Source organism: Streptacidiphilus sp. P02-A3a (assembly GCF_014084105.1).
Taxonomy (GTDB): domain Bacteria; phylum Actinomycetota; class Actinomycetes; order Streptomycetales; family Streptomycetaceae; genus Streptacidiphilus.
Genome location: NZ_CP048289.1, coordinates 6,259,473 through 6,280,872, shown reverse-complemented (window position 1 = coordinate 6,280,872; position 21,400 = coordinate 6,259,473). Strand labels below are relative to the sequence as shown.

Here is a 21,400-nt window from a genome sequence, read left to right as displayed (position 1 = left end):
GGGCCACCGGAGGAGAATCGATGATCATCCTTGGGCTCCACTACGGCCACGACGCCGCCGCGGCGGTGGTCCGCGACGGCGAGGTCGCCGCGTACGTGCTGCGCGAGCGGCACACCCGGGTCAAGCACGCGGCCACGCTGGACCTGGCCACCGTCCGCCGGGCGCTGGCGGTCGCCGGGATCACCGCGGCCGAGCTGGACGCGGTCGCGGTCTGCTCCACCCAGGGGGTCGAGCTGATCGTGGACGACCCGGCGGCGCTCGCGGTCGAGTACACCGCCGAGGACCCCTTCGGCCGCCCCTGCACGGTACTTGAGGAGGAGGGGGCCGAGGCGGCGCTGCGCCGCGGCGGCGGCGGGTTCCTGGACCTGCTCTACGACCCGGCGCTGTCCGCCACCTGGCTCGGCCGCTCCTACGCCAAGCTGTTCCCGGAGCACGCCGGTACGGCGCGGGCCGACCTGCGCGCCACGCCCTGGGTGGACGACTTCGCCTCGACCGCCGACTGGGCCGAGGGCCGCGGCCTGGCCGCGCTGGCCGCCGCGCCCGCCGACGTCCAGGACCGGCTCCGGTACGGCTTCCACCTGCCGGTGCGGGTGACCCTGGACGGCAGCACCGTCCCCGGCTACGCGCTGCACCACCACCTCGCCCACGCGGCCAGCGGCTACTACCAGTCCGGCTTCGACCAGGCGGCGGTGCTCACCCACGACGGCTACGCCGAGGGCGAGGGCTGCCACAGCGGGATGTTCTACCTCGGGCGCGGCCAGGCCCTGTACCCGCTGACGCCGCACCACCTGGGCCTGGGCGGGCTCTACGACCGGGTCGGCGCGGCGCTGGGGCTGGGCCTGGTCGGCCCGGCGGGCAAGCTGATGGGCCTGTCGGCCTACGGGCGGCCGCGGTTCTACTCCTCGCGCTTCCTCGGCAACCACACCGACCTCAGCGGACGCCTGGCCACCGACGCGACCAGCGCCTGGCTGCGGCACTGCCGCCGCGAGGCCGAGCGGATGGGCTACGACCTGGCCCCCTACGGTGACCCGGCGCGGGCCACCGCGCCGATCAACGCGGACATCGCGGCCAGCACCCAGAAGCTGTTCGAGGAGGTCCGGATCGAGGCGGTGCGCGCGCTGCACGCCTCGCTGGGCGCCGCCGGACTGACCCAGGACCGGCTCTGCCTGTCCGGCGGCACCGCGCTCAACTGCCCCTCCAACAGCCAGATCGCGCAGGAGGGCCCGTTCCCGCGGGTGTTCGTCGAGCCCGCCTGCGACGACAGCGGCATCGCCATCGGCGCGGCGCTGGCGGTGCTGCACTCGGTGCTGGACCGCCCGCTGCCGCCGTCCGCCGGTCCCGCCGGGACGCTGCCCTCGCCCTACCTGGGCGCGGCGCCGACACCGGAGGCGGTGGACCGCGCGGTGGCGGCGGCCGGGGACCGGATCTCGGCCGAGCGGCTCGGCCCGCGGCGGGCCGCCGAACGCGCGGCCGAGGACCTGGCCGCCGACGCCGTGGTCGCCTGGTTCGCGGGCGGCAGCGAGGCCGGTCCCCGGGCGCTCGGGCACCGCTCGATCATGGCCGACCCGCGCCGGGCCGAGAACTGGCCCCGGGTGAACCGGATCAAGGACCGGGAGGCCTGGCGTCCGTTCGCCCCCGCGGTGCTGGCCGAGCACGCCGCCGAGTGGTTCCGCGAGGTGCCGCTGCCCTCGCCGTACATGCTCTTCAACGCGAAGGTCCGGCGCGGCGACATCCCGGCGGTCACCCACGTCGACGGCACCGCCCGGATCCAGACGGTGGACGAGTCCGCCGGCGGCTACCACGCGGTGATCAGCGCCTTCCACCGGCTCACCGGCGTCCCGGTGGTGATGAACACCTCGCTGAACGGGCCCGGCGAACCGATCGTCGAGCAGCCCGAGCAGGCGCTGGAGCTCTTCCTGAAGACCGGGCTCGACGTGCTCTACCTGGACGGGATCCGGATCACCCGCGCCTGAGCGCTCCGCTGTCACCCCTGAGCACGACCGGTGGTCCCCGGCCGGGACCGAGAGGAGGAGTACCGCGTGTCCGAGACCTTGGAGCACCAGGGACCGGCGACGCTGTCGGCGGACCTGCTGGTGACCGGCGGCCGAACCGCCCGCCCCGGCGGCCCGACGGCAGTCCGGGTTCCGGGCGACAAGTCGGTCAGCCACCGGGCGCTGCTGGCGGCGCTGCTGCCCGGAGCGCTCGACGCGGCCGGGCGGCTGACGGTGCGCAACGCGAACCTCGGCGGCGCGGTACGCGCGCTGCTGCCCGCGCTGCACGCCCTCGGCCTGCGGGTCGACGCCGACGGCGACGCGCTGCTGGTCCGCCCCGACGCCCCGGTGCCGCAGCCGGTCCACCCGCACCCGGCGCTGACCGGCGGCCCCGGCGGCGTGCCCTACCTGTGGACGGCGGGGTCCAGCGCCGCCGCCCGGCTGCTGGTCGGCGTCCTGGCCGGGACCGGCACCGCCGCCGTCGTCGACGGGGACGAGGTGCTGCGGCACCGGCCGATGGACTGGCTGGTGGAACCGCTGATCGAGATGGGCGCCCGGATCGACTACCTCGGCGACCCGGGACGGCTGCCGGTGCTGGTGCACGGACCGGTGCACCGGCCGGGCACGGTGCGGCTGACGGTGGGCAGCGCCCAGGCCCGCTCCGCGGTGCTGCTGGCCGCCGCCGCGGCCCGGCTGCCGATGACCATCCGGCACCCGGTCAGCTCCCGCGACCACACCGAGCGGATGCTCGCCGCCTTCGGCGCCGGGATCACCGAGTCCCCCGGGGAACTGCGCTACGACGGCGGCGCGTGCACGGTACCGGCGGAGCTGGACGTCCCGGCCGACCCCTCGCTCGCGGCCTACCCGGTCGCCGCGCACCTGCTCTGGGGCGACGGCGGCGAGCTGAGCGTCCCCGGGGTCTGCCTGAACCCGACCCGGCTCGGCTTCTTCGACGTGCTGCGCCGCGCCGGAGCCGACATCGGCTACCGGGACCGGACGGTCACCGGCGGCGGCGAGCCGGTCGGCACCGTCGTGGCCCGCGGCGGCCTGGACGCGGTGACCGCCGTCCGGGTCGAGCGTCCGGCCGAACTGCACGCGCTGATCGACGAGGTGCCGCTGCTGGCGGTGGTCGCCGCCCGGCTCCCGGGGACCTCCTGGATCGGCTGCGCCGAGGAACTGCGCTTCAAGGAGACCGACCGGCTGGAGACCACCGCCCGGATGGCGCGGGCCTTCGGCGCCCGGATCGAGGTGGAGTCCGACGGGCTGCGGATCACCGGCGGCGCGCCGCTGCGGGCGGCGAGCGTCCCCGGCTTCGAGGACCACCGGGTGGCCATGGCCGCCGCGACCCTGGCGACCAGCCTGCCGGGCCGCACCACCGTGCTGGGGGGAGCCTGCCACCGCACCTCCTTCCCGGACTTCGCCGATGTGCAGCGTGCCATCGGCGCCCGTATGGCGGAGGACATCTGATGAACGAGCTCGCGACCGCCCCCCTCACCGGCCTGTCCGCGCCCGGCCACGAGGCCCGCTCCACCGGGAGCGCCGTCGGGCCCCGGTTCACCTCGGGGCACGGGCCCTGGCTCTACGCCGACGACGGCACCCGCTGGTTCGACGGCACCTCGGGCAGCGGCGCGGCCACCCTCGGCCACCAGCACCCGGAGGTCACCGCCGCCGCCATCGCCCAGATCGGGCGGCTCACCCACACCGGGTGCAAGCTGATGTCCGACGTACGGGCCGGGCTCACCGCCCGGATCGCCGGGATCGCCCCCTACCACGACCCGGCGGTGCTGCCCACCGCGACCGGGGCCGAGGCGGTGGAGGCGGCACTGAAGATCGCCCGCGCGGCCACCGGCCACCGGGCGGTGCTGAGCTTCCGCTACGGCTACCACGGGAAGACCGCCGGGGCGCTGGGGCTGACCTGGCGGGCGGAGTTCAAGTCGTTCAGCGCGCTGCCGCGCGACACCGTGGTCACCGCCGACCTGCCCGACCCCCGGCGTCCGGGCCCGGTGGACGCCGCCGCGTTCGCGGCCGGTCTGTCCGCCGCGCTGGACCGGGCCGACCGGCTCGGCGGCACCGCCGCCGTGGTGCTGGAACCGGTCCAGGTCACCGAGGGGGTACTGGCGGTCCCGCCCGCGCTGCTGGACGAGATCGCCCGGCAGGCCGGGGAACGCGGCGCGCTGTTCGTGCTGGACGAGATCTACACCGGCCTCGGCCGGGCCGGGCGGCTGTTCGCGGCCGAGCTGCTGGTCCGGCCGCCGGACCTGACGCTGCTCGGCAAGACCCTCGGCAACGGCTTCCCGATCGCGGCCGTGGTCGGCGAACGGGAGACCGTGGACGCGCTGCCGCCGGGCGTGCAGACCTCCACCTTCTCCGGGCACCCGGTCTCCTGCGCCGCCGCCGGCGCGGTGCTGGACACCGTGGTCCGCGAGGACCTGGCCGGGGAGGCCCGGGTGCTCGGCGCGCGGCTCGCGGCCGACCTCGGCGCGCTCGCCGCCGGGAACCCCCGGCTGGCGGCCCCGCGCGCGATCGGCGCGCTCGCCGCCTTCGACTGCGTCGGCGCGGACGGGCGGCCCGACCCGGCGGCGGCCCGACGGGTGCTCGCGGCGGCCTCGGAGCGGCGGCTGCTGCTGTTCGGCGGCGGCCCCGAGGGGGCCACCGTGAAGATCGTCCCCCCGGCGCTGCTGGCCACCGACGAGTACCTGTTCCTGATCGAGACCCTGCACGCCTCCGTCACCGCCGCTGGGAGCTGTTGACCATGACGTTCCACCAGCTTCAACGCGAGATCATCGAACCCGGCCTGTGCACCGCCTGCGGTGCCTGCCAACTGGCCTGCCCGCCGGACGTCATCGGCTTCGACGGGCTGCTGCCGGTGCTCACCGCGGACGCCTGGGGCGCCGACGACTGCGCCGGCTGCGGGGACTGCCTCGCCGTCTGCCCCGGCCTCGACCCGGCCACCCCGGCGGCCGAGGAGCGGCTCTTCGGCCGGACCCGCGAGCCCGCCGAACGCTGGACCGGGGTCTTCGCCGAGGTCCTCGCCGGACACGCCACCGAACCCGGGCTGTACCGGGCGTCGGCCAGCGGCGGCTCGCTGACCGTGCTGCTGCAGACCGCGCTGCTGGCCCTGGGCGCGGGTGTGGCGCTGTGCATGGGCCGCGACCCGGAGGAGCCCTGGCGCGCCGCGCCGGTCCTGGTCCGGGATCCCGCCGCACTGGTCGAGCAGTCCCAGTCGACCTACCAACTCGCGCCCTACCTGGGCGCGTTGCGGCAGGTCATGCGGGAGGAGCCGGAGACCGGGGTGGCCCTGACCGGGGTGGCCTGCCACATCCAGGCGATGCGCAAGCTCCAGGCGATGGACACCGCGGCCGGCCGCTGGGCGCGGGACCGGGTGGTGCTCATGGTCGAGCCCGCCTGCTCGTCCAGCACCCGGCCGGAGGGCACCGCCACCCTGATCCGGGAGCGGGCGGAGATCCCGCTGGAGTCGGTGGTGCGGCTGCGCTACCGGGAGGGCGAGTACCCCGGGAACATCGAGATCCGCACCGACGACGGGGAGCGCCACACCGTGGCCTTCTGGCAGGCGGTGCGCGACTTCGCGGCCAACAAGACGCACCGCTGCCTGTCCTGCGGGGACTGGATGTCCGGGATCGCCGACGTCAGCGTCAGCGACGGCGACCCGAACATCTTCGCCGCCAGCGTGGAGCAGCGCGAACAGCACAAGCACGGGCGGGTGTTCGTGCGGACCGGGGCCGGGGCGAAGGCGGTGGCCGAGGCGGGTGCCCGGGGGCTGCTGCGGCACACCCCGGTCGAGCTGGCCGGGCTCAACCTGGGCCTGGAACGCAAACGCAACCGCCGTGCCTCGTACGAGAAGTCGGGCCTGCCGATCCCGAACGGACCGATCCCCGGCCACACCGAGGAGCTCGCCGAGATCGTCCCGGACGAGCGGCTGATCGCGGCGCCGGAGACGGAGGCCAGCCGGTGAACGCCGTCCCCACCCGGGTCTCCGCACCCGCCCCGGCCGCCGACACGGTGCTCTCCGCCCGGCGGCTGGTGGCCGACGGCTTCGCCGTGCCCAGCGCCGAGTGGGTCCAGCACGGACCGCCCGGGCGCGGCGAGTTGCGGCTGCGCGCCGACTGGAGCCTGGTCAGCCCGGGCACCGAACTGCACTACCTGGACCGGTCCGCGCGCACCGGCGAGCGGTTCCCGCTCGGCTACTGCTCGGCCGGGACCGTGGACGCGGTCGGCCCCGGCGTGACCGGTTTCGCCCCGGGGAACCGGGTGATCGCGATGGGCTGGGGCGAGGCGGTCCACGGCGACGTGGCCGTCGTCCCGTACCGGCTGTGCCGCCGGGTGCCGAGCGACCTGCCGTTGCGCGCGGCCGTGGTCGCCGGGCTCGGCGCCACCGCGGTGCACGCGGTGGACCGGGCGACCCTGGCCCCGGGCGACGAGGTGGCCGTGGTCGGCGCCGGGATGGTGGGCCAGCTGGTCGCCCAGACCGCCGCCGCGCACGTCCGCCGGGTCACCCTGCTGGACCTGCGGCCGGACCGGCTGCGCGGCGCCGCCGCGCTGGGCCTGGCCACCGCCGTCGGACCGGAGTTCCTGGCGGCCGAGGCGGAGCCGCCGACCGGCGGCGGCCGGTGCGTGTTCCTCTGCGGCACCGGCGAGTCCAGTGACACCGTGGCCGCCGCCGCCCGCTGGGCGGCCCGCGCCCCGGGGCGGCCCCGGCTGGTCGGTGTCGGACGCTTCAGCGCCCGGATCGACTTCAGCGTCGAACTGGGCAATGTCGACATCCGCTTCGCCGCCCGCTGCGGGGCCGGCTACCGGGACGCCGGATACGCGCGCGGACTCACCGAACTGGCGCCGCCCCCGGGCGAGGGCACCGTCACCGAGAACCTGCAGCGGGCGCTCGACCTGATCGGCGAGGGGGTGGTCACCCCCGGGCGGATGGGCCTGCCCGAGTACCCGCTCGACCGGGCCGCCGAGGCCTACCAGGAGTTGCGGCGGCGGCCGGCCCACCCGGCCGCGCTGTTCCGCTACCACACCACCGAAGGGAGCACCGCGCCGTGACCGCACCGACGGGGCAGCCGACCACCGGTCACCGCCCCTTCCCCGAGGCCGACGCGGCGGGCACGCTGGTGCACCGCTTCCTCGACCGGGCCGCCGCGCACGCCGACCGGGAGGCCGTGGTCACCCCCGCCACCCGGTGGACCTACCGGGAGACGGCCGAGCTGTCGGCGCGGATCGCGTCCGCGCTGGCCGGAGCCGGGCTGCGGCCCGGGCACCGGGTGGGCCTGCTCTTCGCGCACGGCGCGGAGATGGTCGCGGCGCTGCTCGGGACGCTCCGCGCCGGGCTCTGCTACGTCCCGCTGGACGCCGCCTACCCGCTGGACCGGCTCGCGTTCATGGCCGCCGACGCCGGGGTCGCCGCCGTCGTCACCGACGCCGCGAACACCGGCCAGGCCCGGCGGTTGGCGCCGGACCGGCCGGTGCTGGCCTACCAGGACCTGCTCCTGGCCGAGCCCGCCGCGGGCACCGCCGCCGTGCCCGACGGCGAGGCGTACGTGCTGTACACCTCCGGCTCCACCGGGCGGCCCAAGCCGGTCGCGCAGACCCACCGCAACGTGCTGCACCACACCCGCGCCTGGACCGACGGCCTCGGCATCGGGCCACTGGACCGGGTCGCCCTGCAGTCCGCCTACAGCTGGGACTCGGCCGTCCAGGACACCTTCTCCGCGCTGCTGAACGGCGCGGCGCTGTACCCGGTCGACCTCAAGGCGCTCGGCATCGCCGGGCTGCTCGACTGGATGGCCGCCGAGCGGCTGAGCGTCTACCACTCCACGCTGCCGGTGTACCGGGCGCTGGTCCGGGCCATGGACGCGCGCGGCACCGGGCTCCCGGCCGTGCGCATGCTCGCCCTGGGCGGCGACCCGCTGCACCGCGCCGACCTCGACAGCTACCGGCGGGCCTTCGCCGGGCACTGCCGGGTCGCCGGGGCCTACGGCTCCACCGAGTGCTCCTGCGTGCTGCTCCGGGTCGCCGACCGGGACTACCGGCCGCCGACCGGGGTGCTGCCGCTCGGCTTCCCGGTGCCGGAGACCACGGTGCTGCTGGAGGGCCCGGACGGGCAGCCGGTCGACGGGCCCGGCGAGGGCGAACTCGTCGTCCACAGCCGCTACCTCGCCCCCGGCACCGGCCCGGTCCCGGGCGTGCACCGCACCGGCGACCTGGCCCGGCGGCTGGAGGACGGGACGCTGCTGCTGGTCGGCCGCCGCGACTTCCAGGTCAAGGTCTCCGGGATCCGGGTGGAGCCGGGCGAGGTGGAGAGCGTGCTCAAGGGCCTGCCGCAGGTGGACGAGGCGGTGGTGATGCCGTTCACCGACCGGCGGGGCGAACGGCAGCTGGCCGCCCACCTGGTCCCGGCGCCGGGGGCCGGGCCCCGGCCCGGCGCGCTGCGCGCGGCGCTGCGCCGGGTGCTGCCGGACCACGCGGTACCGACCGCGTTCGTGCTCCTGGACGCGCTGCCGCTCACCGTCAACCACAAGATCGACCGCGCGGCGCTGCCCGACCCGCTGACGGCGGCCGTCACCGACGCGCCCGCGACCGCGGGCAACCCGCTGGAGCGCGCCGTCGCCGAGGCCTGGCGCGAGGTCCTGGGCCGGTCCGCGGTCGGCCTGGACGAGAACTTCTTCGACCTGGGCGGCACCTCGCTGCGGATGGCCGCGCTGCACGAACGGCTCACCCGCTCGGTCGCCCCCCGGCTGCTGATGGTCGACCTGTACCGGGCGCCGACCGTCCGCGCGCTGGCCCGGCTGGTCGCGCCGACCGCCGCCGCCGAGGCCCCGGACGGCGGCGCCGCGCGCGGCGCCCGGCGGCTGGCCGCGCGCGCCCGTAGCCGTACCCGCACCCCTTCCACGTCCCCGCTGCCGGTCTCCGGCGGAGAACCGAACCCCGCCCCAGGAGGCACCCGTGACTGACCGTTCCTACGCGAGTGAGCCGGACGGCCGGATCGCCGTCGTCGGCCTGGACTGCCGACTGCCGGGGGCCCGCAGCCACACCGAGTTCTGGCGGAACCTGCTGGCAGGCGCGGACGGCCTGAGCGACCTGGGGGAGGAGCAGCTGCGGGCCTCGGGCGTGACCGAGGCGGAGGCGGCCGACCCCCGCTACGTCCGGCGCGCGGCCGTGGTCGAGGACGCGGACCTGTTCGACGCCTCGTTCTTCTACCTCAGCGCCCGCGAGGCGGCGCGGATGGACCCGCAGCTGCGGCTGTTCCTCCAGTCCTCCTGGTCCGCGCTGGAGCACAGCGGCCACGACTCGGAGCGGTACCAGGGCCGGATCGGCGTCTTCGCGGGCTCGCTGACCAGCACCTACCTGCTGAACAACGTGCTGACCGGGGCCGAGGGCTTCAACGGCTCGCTGTCCCGGATGCGGCAGGACCCCGCCACGCTGATGGGCAACGACCCGAGCCACCTGGCCACCCGGGTCTCGTACCACCTGAACCTGACCGGTCCCAGCATCTCGGTGCAGACCGCCTGTTCGACCTCGCTGGTCGCGGTGCACCTGGCGGTGCAGAGCCTGCTGTCGGCGGAGTGCGACGTGGCCCTGGCCGGGGGCGTGGCGCTGCGCTTCCCGCAGCAGAGCGGCTACCTGCACGAGCCCGACGGCATCAGCTCGGCCTCCGGCACGGTCCGGCCGTTCGACGCCGGGGCGGACGGCACGGTGTTCGGCAACGGCGTCGGCGTGGTGGTGCTGAAGCGGCTCGCCGACGCGATCGCCGACGGGGACACGGTCTGGGCCGTGGTCCGCGGGTCGGCCGTCGGCAACGACGGGGCGGACCGGGCCGGTTACACCGCGCCGGGCGCCGCCGGACAGGCGGCGGTGCTGGCCGAGGCGCTGGCGGTGGCGGACGTCGAACCCGCGAGCGTCAGCTACCTGGAGGCGCACGGGACCGGCACCAGGCTCGGCGACCCGATCGAGCTGTCCGCCGTCGCGCGGGCCTACGGCGACACCGCGGAGCGGCCGCTCACCATCGGCTCGGTGAAGGGCAGCATCGGCCACCTGAGCACCGCCGCCGGGATCGCCGGGTTCATCAAGTGCGTGCTGATGCTGCACCACCGGACGCTGGTGCCGACCGCGCACTTCACCGAGTGGAACCCGGAGTGCCGGGCCGAGGGCGGCCGGTTCCGGGTCGGCGTCGCGGCCGAGCCGTGGACGGCCGGTCCGGGGCCGCTGCGCTGCGCGGTGACCTCGACCGGGATGGGCGGCACCACCGCGCACGTGGTGCTGGAGGAGGCACCACCGGCCGACCCGGCGGACCGACCGCTGCCGCCCGCCGCGCCGGTGCTGCTGCTGCCGGTGTCGGCCAAGTCCCCGGCCGCGCTGGAGACCGCCCGGGCGGCCCTGGCCGACTGGCTCGAAGCCGGGACGGCGGGTGACGGCGACGCGGGTGACGGCGACGCGGGTGACGGCGGCGCGGGTGACGGCGACTTCGGGTTCGAGGACGCCGCGCACACCCTCGCCGTCGCCCGCCGCACCTTCAACTACCGGGCCGTGGTCACCGCCCCGGACCGGGCCACGGCCGTCCGGGCGCTGCGCACCGCCGATCCCCGGTTCGTCCGGCAGGACTCCGGCCAGCCGAGCGACCGCCCGGTGGTGTTCCTGCTGCCCGGACAGGGCGCGCAGCACCCGGGGATGGGCCACGGCTGGTACCGGCACCTCCCGGTGTTCCGGCAGGTCTTCGACGAGTGCGCCGAACTGCTGCGGCCGCTCCTCGGCCTGGACCTGCGCCAGGCGCTGCACCCGGCGCCGCACCAGGACCACCCCGGCGCGCCGACCGACGTGAACCGGACCGGGATCGCCCAGCCGGCGCTGTTCGCGGTGGAGTACGCGCTCGCCCGGCAGTGGGCGGCCTGGGGCGTGCGCCCGGCCGCGCTGCTCGGGCACAGCATCGGCGAGTACGTCGCCGCCGCGCTGGCGGGGGTGTTCACCCTGCCGGACGCGCTGCGGGTGGTCGCCGAACGCGGGCGGCTGGTGGAGGAGCTGCCGGGCGGGGTGATGGCGGCGGTGATGCTCTCGCCCGAGGAACTGGCGCCCTACCTCGCCGCCCTGGCCGAGCCGGTGGAGATCGCCGCCGTCAACGAGCCCGCCGTGTGCACCGTCGCGGGCACCCGGCAGGCGGTCCGCGAGCTGACCGACGCGCTGACGGCCGACGGGGTCGCCCACCGCAGGGTCACCACCTCGCACGCCTTCCACTCGGTGATGATGGAACCCGCCGTCGGGCCGCTGACCGAGCTGCTGCGCGGGGTCGAGCTGCGCCGCCCGCAGATCCCGATCCTGTCCAACCGGACCGGCACCTGGCTGCGCGACGACGAGGCGACCGACCCCGGCTACTGGGGCGGCCACCTGCGGGACACCGTCCGCTTCGCCGACAGCCTGGCCACGGTGCTGGCCGTCGGCGGCCACGTCTTCCTGGAGACCGGGCCCGGCCAGACCCTGTCCGCCTTCGCCCGGCGGCACCCCGACCGGGAGACCGGCGTACCGGTGGTCGCCTCGGCCGCGCGCGGCCGGGACAGCGAGGCCGACCTCACCGCGGTCACCGCCGCGCTCGGCCAGCTGTGGGCGGCCGGGCTGCCGGTCGACTGGGCGGCCTACTACGCCGGACGCGGACGGCGCCGGGTACCGCTGCCCACCTACCCGTTCGAGGGCGTCCGCTACTGGGTCGAGCCCGGCTCGACCACACTGGCGAGCACCGGCGGCGGCCGGGCCCCGGCGGTGGGCAAGCTGCCGCTGGACGACTGGTTCACCGTGCCGGTGTGGCGTCCGGCGGTCGGCAGCACCGACCTTCCCGGTGAGCCGGACACCGAGCCGGTGCTGCTGTTCGCCGACCCGGCCGGGGTGGCCGAGCGGCTGGCCGGGTTCGCCTGCGCCGGGGAGGTGCTGACGGTCACCCCGGGCGCGGCGTACCTGCGCCAGGGCCCGGACCGGTGGACGGTGCGCCCCGGCTCCGAGGAGGACCACGTCCAGCTGATCGGGGACCTGGTCGCCGAGGGCAGGCTGCCGCAGCGGCTGCTGCACGCCTGGTCCACCGCCCCGCTGCCGCCCGAGCGCGGCGCGCGGCGCTTCGAGCGGGCCCAGGAGCACGGCCTGTACAGCGTGATCGCCCTGGTCAAGGCGCTCAGCAAGCACGGTGTGGTGGAGCCGCTGCGGCTGGACCTGGTCAGCGCCGGGGCCTACGCGGTCGGCCCCGGCGAGCCGGAGCCGCTGGCCGAGCTGGTCACCCTCGCGGTCGCGGCCAAGGTCGTCGGCCAGGAGCACGGCAACATCACCTCCCGGCAGTTCGACCTGCCGGCCGCGCCGGACGACCGCTCGCTGCGGCTGCTCGCCGAGGAACTGCGGCGCACCCGCCGCGGCGAGGTCGCCACCGCCGTACGCGGCACCACCCGCTGGATCACCGACCTGGCGCCGGTGCGCGCGGACTGGTCCGCCCCGGCCACCAGTCGGCTGCGCGACGGCGGGGTGTACCTGATCACCGGCGGGCTCGGCGAGATCGGCAGCACCGTCGCCGGCTGGCTGCACCGCGCGAGCGGCGCCCGACTGGCCCTGCTCACCCGCGATCCGCTGCCGCCGCGCGACAGCTGGGACGCGCTGGTCGAGCAGCGCGAGGCCACCGACGAGACGGTGCTGCGGATCCAGCGGCTGCGCGCGCTGGAACAGGCCGGGGCGGAGCCGCTGCTGGTCCACGCGGACGTGTCGGACCCGGACGGGCTGGGCGTCGCGGTGGCGCGGGTGGAGCGGCACTTCGGCGAGCTGAACGGCGTGGTCCACGCCGCCGGACTGCCCAGCGAGCAGTGGGACCGCGCGGTCACCGCCGCCTCCGTCGAGCAGTGCCAGTGGCACTTCGTCTCCAAGGCGCACGGCCAGATGGCACTGGAGCGGGTGCTGGCGGACCGCCAGGTCGACTTCGTCCTGCTGCTCTCCTCGCTCGCGGGGGTGCTCGGCGGGCTGCGGCTGCTGGGCTACGGCGCGGCCAACCACTTCATGGACGCCGCCGCCGAACGGGCCAACCGGGGCCTTGACCGCACCGTGTGGATAAGCGCGGCCTGGGACGTCTGGCAGCACCACCAGGACGAGAAGCGGGCGCTGTCCGCGATCGGCCGGGGCATGGACGACAAGGCGATCCAGCCGGAGGAGGGCCTGGAGGCGATCCGGCGGCTGCTCAGCCTCCGCGACGTCTCCCATGTCGCGGTCTCCACCTGGGACATGGCGTACCGGCTGGACCAGTGGGTGCGGCCGGACCCGGCCCCCGGCACCGACCCGGGGACCGCCGCTGTCGCCGGGGGCGCCGGCAGCGAGGAACTGGACGACCTGGCCGGGCAGGTACTGGCGCTGGTGCGCGAGGCCCTGGGCAGCGCCGAGATGCCCGCCGACGCGGACATCTTCGAGTACGGCGGCGACTCGCTGCTGATCGTCCGGCTGCTGTCGACGGTACGCAGCCAGTTCAGCGCCGAGGTCGCGCTCGCGGACATCCTCGGCGAGCCCACCCCCCGGGTGCTGGCCGCCCTGGTCCAGGCCCGCCTGGATGCCCGCGCGGGCCGGGCCCCGGCGGACGGCACGGCGCCGGACGGCGACACACACGACGAGATCGGGGCGCTCGCCTCGGAACTGGCCGGACTCGGCGCGGCGGAGATCGAACGCCTGCTGGCCGAGGCCACTGAGGGAAAGGAGTAACCGACCGTGGACTTCAGCCTGATCTTCTTCTCCGGTGACGAGAAGAACAAGTACCGCTTCGTCCTGGACGCGGCCGACTACGCGGACCGGAACGGCTTCACCGCGATCTGGACGCCGGAGCGCCACTTCCACCGCTTCGGCGGGCTGTACCCGAACCCGTCGGTGCTGGGCGCCGCGCTGGCGATGACCACCCAGCGGCTGAAGATCCGGGCGGGCAGCGTGATCCTGCCGCTGCACAGCCCGGTCCGGGTGGCCGAGGAGTGGTCCGTGGTGGACAACCTGTCCCGGGGCCGCGCCGGGATCGCGCTGGCGACCGGCTTCAGCCCGGTCGACTTCGCGATCCGGCCGGACGGCTGGGCGGACCGCAGGCAGCGGACCTTCGACGCGGTCGGCACCATCCGCGAACTGTGGGAGGGCTCACCGGTCTACGTCCAGGACGGCCTGGGCAACCACGTCGAGGTGGAGCTGCACCCCCGGCCCACGCAACCGCAACTGCCGATCTGGCTGACCTGCACCAAGAGCGTGGAGACCTTCGAGACCGCCGGACGGCTCGGCTGCAACGTGCTCACCGCCCTCATCGACATGACCAACGAGGAGCTGGAGGAGAAGCTGGCCGTCTACTACAAGGCGCTGGAGGCGCACGGCCACGACCGCGAGGACACCACGGTCACCCTGATGCTGCACACCTTCATCGGCACCGACCTGGACGAGGTCAGGGAGACCGTGTGGGGCCCGTTCAGCGACTACCTGCGGTCGTTCTTCACCGTGGTCGACTCGCAGAAGCGCAACCTCGCGCCCGGCGCCGGGGTCCGCGACATCTCCGGGAGCGAGCAGGACGAACTGATCCGCTTCGCCTTCGACAAGTACTTCGAGAAGGGCGCGCTGCTCGGCACGCCCGACTCCTGCTCCGCCGTGGTCGACCGGTTCGCCGGGATGGGCGTGAACGAGATCGCCTGCCTGATCGACTTCGGGGTGGAGGAGAGCCTGGTGGTGGAGAGCCTGCGGCACCTCAACGAGCTGCGCCGGAGGTACGCGTGAGCCCCGAGACCGGGCTGGCCGCGCGGCTGGCCGCGCTGAGCCCCGAGCAACTGGCCCGACTACGCGCCCGGACATCAGAATTGAATGATCGTCAACTGACGCCAGGTCAGCAGCGGCTCTGGGAGGTGCAGCGGGCGGCCCCGGGCCGCCCGGTGGACGTGGTCTGCCAAGCCGTGCGGCTCACCGGCGCGGGCGTCGACCTGGACCGACTGGCAGCGCGGCTGCGGGAGTTCGTCCAGGCCCAGGAGGCGCTGCGGACCACCTTCGAGACGACCGGGGACGTCGTCCGGCCGGTGGCGCACCCGCGGCTGCCGCCACTGCTGCGCCGCGAGCGCTGCTCCGGCGAGGCCCAGGCGCACTCCCGCGCAAGGGAGTTGGCCGAGGAGCCGTTCGACCTGGCGGGCGGCCCGCTGCTGCGGGTGGTACTCGCCGAGGGGGCTTCGCCGGAGGAGTGCTGGCTGCTGGTGGCGGTGCACAACCTGGTCTTCGACGCCTGGTCGTTCGAACTCCTGCTGGACTGGCTGGCCGCACCGGCAGCGGACGACGCACCGGCAGCGGACAGCGCACCGGCAGCGGACAGGGCACCGGCACGGCCGTTCGGCGCGTTCGCCCGGGAGCAGCGGGCCTGGTGCGCCGGGCCCGCCGGGCGGGCCGCCGCCGCGTACTGGGGCGCGGAACTCGCCGCCGCCCCCGCGCCGCTGCCGACCGACCGGCCGCGCCGCGCGGCCACCGGGCGCCCGGGCCGACGGCTGGAGTTCAGCCAGTCGGCGGCGACCGCCCGGGGCATCGCGGAGGCGGCCAGGAGCGAGGCGGCCACCCCCTACGCGGGCTGGCTCGCGGTGCTGTGGGCCACGCTCGCGGAGTTCGGCGGCACCGAGGACACCGTGCTCGGGACCTTCACCGCGAACCGGGACACCCCGGAGGCCGGGGAGGTCGTCGGCTACCTGCTGAACGTGCTGCCGCTGCGGCTGCGGGACCCCGGCGACGGCACGCACCGGTCCCGGGTGCGGGCCGTCCGGGCGGCCACCCGGGCCGGGCAGCGGCACCTCGGCTACCCCGGGGAGCTGATCGCCCGCGACGCCGGACGCGGCCTGCCCGGGGCGCACCCGCTGTTCGACGCGGTGCTCGTGTTCGACAACCTCGGGCAGCAAGAACGCCGGATCCAGGGGGCCCGGGTGGCCACCGCCGACGTCGACAAGGGCACCGCCCGCTACGACCTCACCTTCGCGGTCCACCCGGGCGCCGACGGCGCCGACTGCTGGCTGGAGTACGACACCGACCGGTACGACGAGTCCACCGCACGCCGACTGGTGCGGCGGTTCAGCGCCTTCGCCGAGCGGGCGGCCACGCCGGGCGGATCGGAGGGCGACCGATGACCGTTCCCCGTCTCTGCGCGCCCGCCTACGAGTTGGGGGAGTTCGCGGACAAGGTGGCCGAGCTGCCGGAACTGCTCGCGGCGCCGGAGCTGGCCGACGCGCTCACCCATCCGGACGCCGGATTCGAGACCTACTGGTGGTCCGAGGCCGACATCGTGGAGCTGATGAGCGCGGCGGCCCGGCGCACCCTGGCCGGTTCCGGTGTCGCCGGGAGCGAGGTGGACACCGTGCTGGTGGCCAGCGACTCGCTGCCCCGGGACCGCAGTGCCCAGCGTCGGGTCGCCGAACTCCAGGAGGAGACCGGGACCACCGGCGCCACCGTGCTCACCCTGGGGCTGATGGACTGCGCCACGGCGATGGTGGCGGTCGGCTCGGCGGCGTCACTGGTGCGCGACGGCACCGCCCGGAACGTGCTGGTGGTCACCGGCGACCTGGCCGACCGGGCCACCGGCGGTCACCGGATCGTCGCCGGAGGGGCCGCCATCGCCTCCGACGCGGCGGCGACGGCGCTGGTCAGCGCGGTCGCGCCGGGTCTGCCGGTGCTGGCCATGGCCCACCACGCGGCCCCGGAGCCGGGCCGGGACACCAGTCGGCAGCAGCAACTGGTGGCCCGGATCCGGGCGCACCGGGAACTGTTCGCCCGGCTGGAGGCCCGGTACCCGTTCCGGCGCGACGCGGTGGCCCGGCTGCTGCCCAGCAACTTCGCCCGCAACGTGGTCCGGCTCTACCTGTCCGACGTCGGGTTCACCGAGGCGCAGCTGGCGCTGGGCAACGTCGGCCGGATCGCCCACTGCCTGGGCAGCGACCCGCTGGTCAACCTGGCCGACCGGCTCGCCGCCGGACCCGGGCCGGGTCCGGGCGACCCGCTGGGCCACTACCTGCTGATGGGCTCCGGGATCTCCCACCTCGGCGCGGTCCTGCTGGACGCCCGCCCGGTGCCCGCCGCCTGACCACCTGTCTGCCCGGGCGCCCGACCCGGGCGCCCACCACTCCGCCGGAGGCACACCTTGTACGTACCCGAGCTCTACGAGCCGGCCGACCTCGCGGCCATGCACGCGGTGATCCGGGACCACCCCTTCGGCCTGCTGGTCCTCCCGACCGACGGCAGGCAGGCCGGGGTACACCTCCCGTTCGTGCTCGACCTCGACGCCGACGCCGGTCCACGCGGCCGCCTGCGCGCCCACCTGTCCGGGGCGAACCCGCTCGCCGGGGCACTGGAGGCGGGTGCGGAGGCGATGGTGGTGTTCACCGGACCGCAGTCCTACATCTGCCCGGACGACTACGCCTCCGAGCCGCACTTCCCGACCTGGAACTACGTGGCGGTGCACGCCTACGGCACCCCCCGGGTCCTGTCCGAGCAGGAGGCCTTCCAACAGCTCACCGACCTGATCGCGGACCAGGAGGGGCGGCTCGCGCCGAAACCGCCGTGGACGCTGGACCGCGCCCCGGAGGGGCTGACCGACCAGTACCGCCGCATGATCACCGCCTTCGAGCTGGAGATCGACCGGATCGAGGGCATCTTCAAGCTGGGGCAGAACAAGCAGCCCGAGGACATCGCGGCCCAGGCGGCGGCCTTCCGCGGCCGGGGCACCGACAGCGCCGACACGTTCGCCGGGTGGCTGGAGAGCCACCGCACCGACGCCGGGGGTTCCCATGAGCACCACTGACGCCACCGCCACCGCCGACGGCACCCTGGACCGGGTGGTCGAGCTGTGGCGGGAGCTGTTCGACGAGCCCGACCTGCGGGTCGGGCCGGACGACAACCTGTTCACCCTGGGCGCCTCGTCGCTGCTGGCGATGACGCTGGTGGCCCGGATCGACCGCGAGTTCGGCACCGCCCTCGACCTGATGGCCGTGTTCGAGGACCCCACCCCGGCCCGGATGGCGGCCTGCGTCGAGCAGGCGCGCGCCGCGGCCCCGCTCCTTGAGGAGGGCGACCTGTGAGCACCGCCCAGCGGGTGACCGCTGTCCCCAGCCCCACCGGCCTGCCCGCCGGGGCCGCCGGTGCGGCCGACCGGCTGCGGACGCTGTACGACCGCCGGTACGACCTGTTCCACCGGGCGTTCGCACTCGGACTGCCGCTGGACCGGGCCGAGTTCGCGGACCGGGAGGAGTTCGCGGGCCTGGCCGCGCTGCTCGTCGGCACCGGCCTGGCCGAGACCGATACCGAGGGGCGACTGGTCTGCCGGTTCCGGATCACCCGGCTGGGCGACGACTTCCTGGTCACCGACCCGCCGGAGCACCAGGGCGGCGACCGGGTGCTCTACCTCTCGGACAACGAGTCGCTGCTGCGCGCCCGCACCCTGCCGCGCTGCGACGGCCTGCGGGTGCTCGACCTCGGCTGCGGCTCCGGGGTGCAGGCGGTCGCGGCGTACCGGCGCGGCGCCGGATCGGTCACCTCGGTCGACATCTCGCCGAGGGCGGTCGCGATGACCCGCTTCAACCTGGCCCTGAACGGGCTGCCGCACCAGGACGTGCTGCGGGTGGGGCTGGCGGACTTCCAGCCCGCGGACGGCCGCTACGACGTGCTGGTCAACAACCCGCCGTTCGTGCCGGTGCCGCCGGAGACCCGGTTCATGACCAGCGGCGCCGGTGGCGTCGACGGCCTGGACTTCGTCCGGCTGCTGCTGCGGCGGCTCCCGGAGCTGCTCCGGCCGCGCGGCACGGTCTGCCTGGTCTCGCTGTCACCGGGCGCCCGGCACCTGTCCGAGCTGGAGTCGCTGCTGCTCGACCACGCCGAGGGGCGGGCGATGGCGCTGCACGTCACCCAGATCTTCGACCGCCCGGCGCCGATCGCGGAGAGCCTGGTGCCCTTCGCCGACCGGGCCGACACCGTCGCCTGGGAGGCCGGTCTGGTCGCCCGCGGCTACACGCACATGCACAACCTGCTGCTCACGCTCAGCCCGGCGGACCAGCCGGAGTTCCACCGGTCGGTGCTGCGGCCGTCGTTGGACCCGCACCCGGGCAACAAGGGCAGCGTCGACTGGGACGGCCTGAACGCCGAGATCAGGCTGGCGCTGGAGATGGCCCAGTGACGGTCCGGCAGCTGACCGGGCCGCCCCGGGGCGACGCCGGGCAGCGGGCCTTCCGCCGGGCGGCCGGGTGCTTTCCCACCGGCGTCACCGTGGTCACCACGCACACGGCGGAGGGGCCCTGGGGAACCACCGTCGGCTCCTTCGTCTCGCTGTCGCTGGACCCGCTGCTGGTGCTGCTGTCGCTCGGCCGCGGCAGCCGACTGCGCGCGGCGCTCGCGCCGGGCCACCCGTTCGTGGTCAACGTGCTGGCGGTGGACCAGGAGCACGCGGCCCGGCACTTCTCCGGCGCGCACCGGCCGCCGGGGGAGCCGGGCTTCGCGGGCATCGCCGGGTACCCGGCGCCCGCGACCGGAGGGAGGGCGCTGACCGGGGCCCGAGCCGTGTTCGAGTGCCGGGTCACCGAACTGCACCCGGCCGGGGACCACGACCTGGTCCTCGGCGAGGTGCTCTGGTTCGATCATGATGACGCCAAGGACCCGCTGGTCTTCGTGGACAGCGGGTACCGGACGACCGGCGGCGCCCGGCCGCCGAGTACCGCCGCACCGACGAAGGAGCACTGATGACCACCCTTGAGCCGCTGGCCGAGGACTGGAGTTCGGCCCTGGCCGTGGTCGCCCACCCGGACGACCTGGAGTACGGCGCGGCCGCCGCGATCGCCCGCTGGACCGGCCAGGGCAAGGAGATCGCGTACTGCCTGCTCACCAGCGGCGAGGCGGGGATCGACAGCATCCCGCCGGAGCGGACCAGGGTCGTCCGCGAGGCCGAGCAGCACGCCTCGGCGGCCGTGGTGGGCGTCCGGACGGTCGACTTCCTCGGATTCCCGGACGGGGTACTGGAGTACGGCCTGCCGCTGCGGCGCGCCGTCGCCCGGGAGATCCGGCTGCGCCGCCCGGAGATCGTGATCACCAACAACTTCCGTGACACCTGGGAGGGCGGGGAGCTGAACCAGGCCGACCACATCGCCACCGGCCGGGTCATCCTCGACGCGGTCCGGGACGCGGGCAACCGCTGGGTGTTCCCGGAGCTGCTGGACGAGGGCCTGGAACCGTGGTCCGGGGTCCGCCAGGTCTGGGCCGCGTACTCGCCGTCGGCCGGGCACGGCGTCGACGTCAGCGAGCACCTCGACGCCGGGATCGCCTCGCTGCGCGCGCACGAGGCCTACCTCGCCGGTCTGAACGAGCCGGACTTCGACCCGGCCGAGTTCCTGGAGTCGCTCGCCCGCACCGCCGGGCACGGCCTCGGCAGCCGGTTCGCGGTGGCCTTCGAGGTCACCCGGATGTGACCGGACGGTCCCCTCCCGCGCCGGGAGGGGACCGCCGCCGCCAGCGCCCCGACCTAGGCCCCGACCTGGGCCTCTACCTCCGTGGCGACGAACTCGCCGATGGCGCCGAACACCACGCCGGGCTGCTCGATGTGCGGGAAGTGCCCGGCCTCCGGGACCGGCCGGAAGGTGGCCCGGGGGAAGGCGTCGGCCAGGGCCCGCTCGTATCCGAGCGGGACGATGCCGTCCTGCTCACCGGCGAGCACCAGCACCGGGACGGTGACCCGGTGCAGTCGGCCGCGGAGCTTCGGGTCGTGGCAGAACGGGTCGCCCGCGTACAGCGCCAGCGTCCGCTGGTTGGCGGCCATCGCGGCCCGCCGCGGTTCGCTGAGCGAGGCCACATCGAGCCGCAACTCCGGCTTGTGGAAGGCCAGTTCACCGGTCCTACCGGGACCGATCCGAGCCGGGTCGGCGATCTCCAGCGGCGGCTCCGGGGTGATCCCGGTCGCGCCGAGCAGGACCAGGGCGCTGATCCGGCCGTGGTTGTCGCGCAGCCCCATCTCGGCGGCGATCCAGCCGCCGACCGAGCTGCCGGCCACCAGCACCCCGGTCAGTCCGAGCGCGTCGACCAGGTCCAGGTAGACGCCGGCCAGGTCGGCGACGGTGTCGGCCCAGTCGGGGCGGGGAGTGCCGTCGAATCCGGGGTGGGTCGGCACGACCACGTAGGCGTGCTCGGACATCCCGGCGGCGAAACCGGCCATCGAGCGCGGCCCGGCGCCGCCGTGCAGCATCAGTACGCCGGTGCCGTCGGTGTTCGCGCCGAACTCCTGGACGGTCAGGGCCAGCCCGTTGGGCAGGTCGATGGTGCGGGTGGTGCTGGTGGCGGTGGTGACGGTCATGGCGCGGGTCTCCCTCGGCTGCGGGTCATTATGAGAGCCAACTGTCATCACTGTAGGTCGGTGTCAGTACTTCGTGCAAGCGAAC

At 75.5% G+C, this 21,400-nt stretch carries 16 protein-coding genes; 15 read left to right on the top strand and 1 reads right to left on the bottom strand.

Annotated features, from left to right (window positions below; all coding sequences use genetic code 11):
• Nucleotides 1-20: 20 nt before the first annotated feature.
• The 15 genes from GXP74_RS26775 to GXP74_RS26705 all read left to right on the top strand — a co-directional run bounded on the left by GXP74_RS26775 (nucleotide 21) and on the right by GXP74_RS26705 (nucleotide 20,437).
• The gene (locus tag GXP74_RS26775) at nucleotides 21-1,973 is read left to right on the top strand and encodes a carbamoyltransferase C-terminal domain-containing protein (RefSeq protein ID WP_182453793.1); all 1,953 of its coding nucleotides are present in this window, start codon (nucleotides 21-23) and stop codon (nucleotides 1,971-1,973) included.
• 66 nt (nucleotides 1,974-2,039) lie between these two features.
• A complete protein-coding gene (locus GXP74_RS26770; RefSeq protein WP_182453792.1) occupies nucleotides 2,040-3,458 on the top strand; it encodes a 3-phosphoshikimate 1-carboxyvinyltransferase in 1,419 nt (472 codons plus the stop codon).
• The gene (locus GXP74_RS26765; RefSeq protein WP_182453791.1) at nucleotides 3,458-4,741 is read left to right on the top strand and encodes an aminotransferase class III-fold pyridoxal phosphate-dependent enzyme; all 1,284 of its coding nucleotides are present in this window, start codon (nucleotides 3,458-3,460) and stop codon (nucleotides 4,739-4,741) included. The genes GXP74_RS26770 and GXP74_RS26765 overlap by 1 nt, the downstream gene beginning before the upstream one ends.
• 2 nt (nucleotides 4,742-4,743) lie before the next feature.
• A complete protein-coding gene (locus GXP74_RS26760) occupies nucleotides 4,744-5,964 on the top strand; it encodes a Coenzyme F420 hydrogenase/dehydrogenase, beta subunit C-terminal domain (RefSeq protein ID WP_182453790.1) in 1,221 nt (406 codons plus the stop codon).
• The gene (locus GXP74_RS26755) at nucleotides 5,961-7,049 is read left to right on the top strand and encodes an oxidoreductase (RefSeq protein WP_182453789.1); all 1,089 of its coding nucleotides are present in this window, start codon (nucleotides 5,961-5,963) and stop codon (nucleotides 7,047-7,049) included. Before GXP74_RS26760 ends, GXP74_RS26755 begins: the two co-directional genes overlap by 4 nt.
• Nucleotides 7,046-8,956, top strand: a complete 1,911-nt coding sequence (locus tag GXP74_RS26750; RefSeq protein WP_182453788.1) for a non-ribosomal peptide synthetase — start codon at nucleotides 7,046-7,048, stop codon at nucleotides 8,954-8,956. Before GXP74_RS26755 ends, GXP74_RS26750 begins: the two co-directional genes overlap by 4 nt.
• Nucleotides 8,949-13,706 (top strand): type I polyketide synthase, encoded by a 4,758-nt coding sequence (locus GXP74_RS26745; RefSeq protein ID WP_182453787.1) that lies wholly within the window; start codon nucleotides 8,949-8,951, stop codon nucleotides 13,704-13,706. The genes GXP74_RS26750 and GXP74_RS26745 overlap by 8 nt, the downstream gene beginning before the upstream one ends.
• 6 nt (nucleotides 13,707-13,712) lie before the next feature.
• Nucleotides 13,713-14,744, top strand: a complete 1,032-nt coding sequence (locus GXP74_RS26740) for a MupA/Atu3671 family FMN-dependent luciferase-like monooxygenase (protein ID WP_182453786.1) — start codon at nucleotides 13,713-13,715, stop codon at nucleotides 14,742-14,744.
• Nucleotides 14,741-16,120 carry a condensation domain-containing protein gene (locus tag GXP74_RS26735; RefSeq protein WP_182453785.1) on the top strand — a complete coding sequence of 460 codons (1,380 nt, stop codon included), beginning with the start codon at nucleotides 14,741-14,743 and terminating at the stop codon, nucleotides 16,118-16,120. The genes GXP74_RS26740 and GXP74_RS26735 overlap by 4 nt, the downstream gene beginning before the upstream one ends.
• Nucleotides 16,117-17,070 carry an acyl carrier protein gene (locus tag GXP74_RS26730; protein ID WP_182453784.1) on the top strand — a complete coding sequence of 318 codons (954 nt, stop codon included), beginning with the start codon at nucleotides 16,117-16,119 and terminating at the stop codon, nucleotides 17,068-17,070. The genes GXP74_RS26735 and GXP74_RS26730 overlap by 4 nt, the downstream gene beginning before the upstream one ends.
• Nucleotides 17,071-17,127: 57 nt before the next feature.
• Entirely contained in the window at nucleotides 17,128-17,787 is a 660-nt protein-coding gene (locus tag GXP74_RS26725; protein WP_182453783.1) for an FMN-binding negative transcriptional regulator, read from the top strand.
• Nucleotides 17,774-18,064: an acyl carrier protein gene (locus tag GXP74_RS26720; protein ID WP_182453782.1), complete on the top strand. Its 291-nt coding sequence runs from the start codon at nucleotides 17,774-17,776 to the stop codon at nucleotides 18,062-18,064. The genes GXP74_RS26725 and GXP74_RS26720 overlap by 14 nt, the downstream gene beginning before the upstream one ends.
• Nucleotides 18,061-19,155: a methyltransferase gene (locus tag GXP74_RS26715; RefSeq protein ID WP_182453781.1), complete on the top strand. Its 1,095-nt coding sequence runs from the start codon at nucleotides 18,061-18,063 to the stop codon at nucleotides 19,153-19,155. The genes GXP74_RS26720 and GXP74_RS26715 overlap by 4 nt, the downstream gene beginning before the upstream one ends.
• Entirely contained in the window at nucleotides 19,152-19,715 is a 564-nt protein-coding gene (locus tag GXP74_RS26710) for a flavin reductase family protein (RefSeq protein WP_182453780.1), read from the top strand. The genes GXP74_RS26715 and GXP74_RS26710 overlap by 4 nt, the downstream gene beginning before the upstream one ends.
• Nucleotides 19,715-20,437, top strand: a complete 723-nt coding sequence (locus GXP74_RS26705) for a PIG-L deacetylase family protein (protein ID WP_182453779.1) — start codon at nucleotides 19,715-19,717, stop codon at nucleotides 20,435-20,437. The genes GXP74_RS26710 and GXP74_RS26705 overlap by 1 nt, the downstream gene beginning before the upstream one ends.
• 53 nt (nucleotides 20,438-20,490) lie before the next feature.
• Here the strand turns inward: GXP74_RS26705 and GXP74_RS26700 are convergent, their stop codons facing one another.
• The gene (locus tag GXP74_RS26700) at nucleotides 20,491-21,315 is read right to left on the bottom strand and encodes an alpha/beta fold hydrolase (RefSeq protein WP_182453778.1); all 825 of its coding nucleotides are present in this window, start codon (nucleotides 21,313-21,315) and stop codon (nucleotides 20,491-20,493) included.
• Between the last annotated feature and the right edge of the window lie 85 nt (nucleotides 21,316-21,400).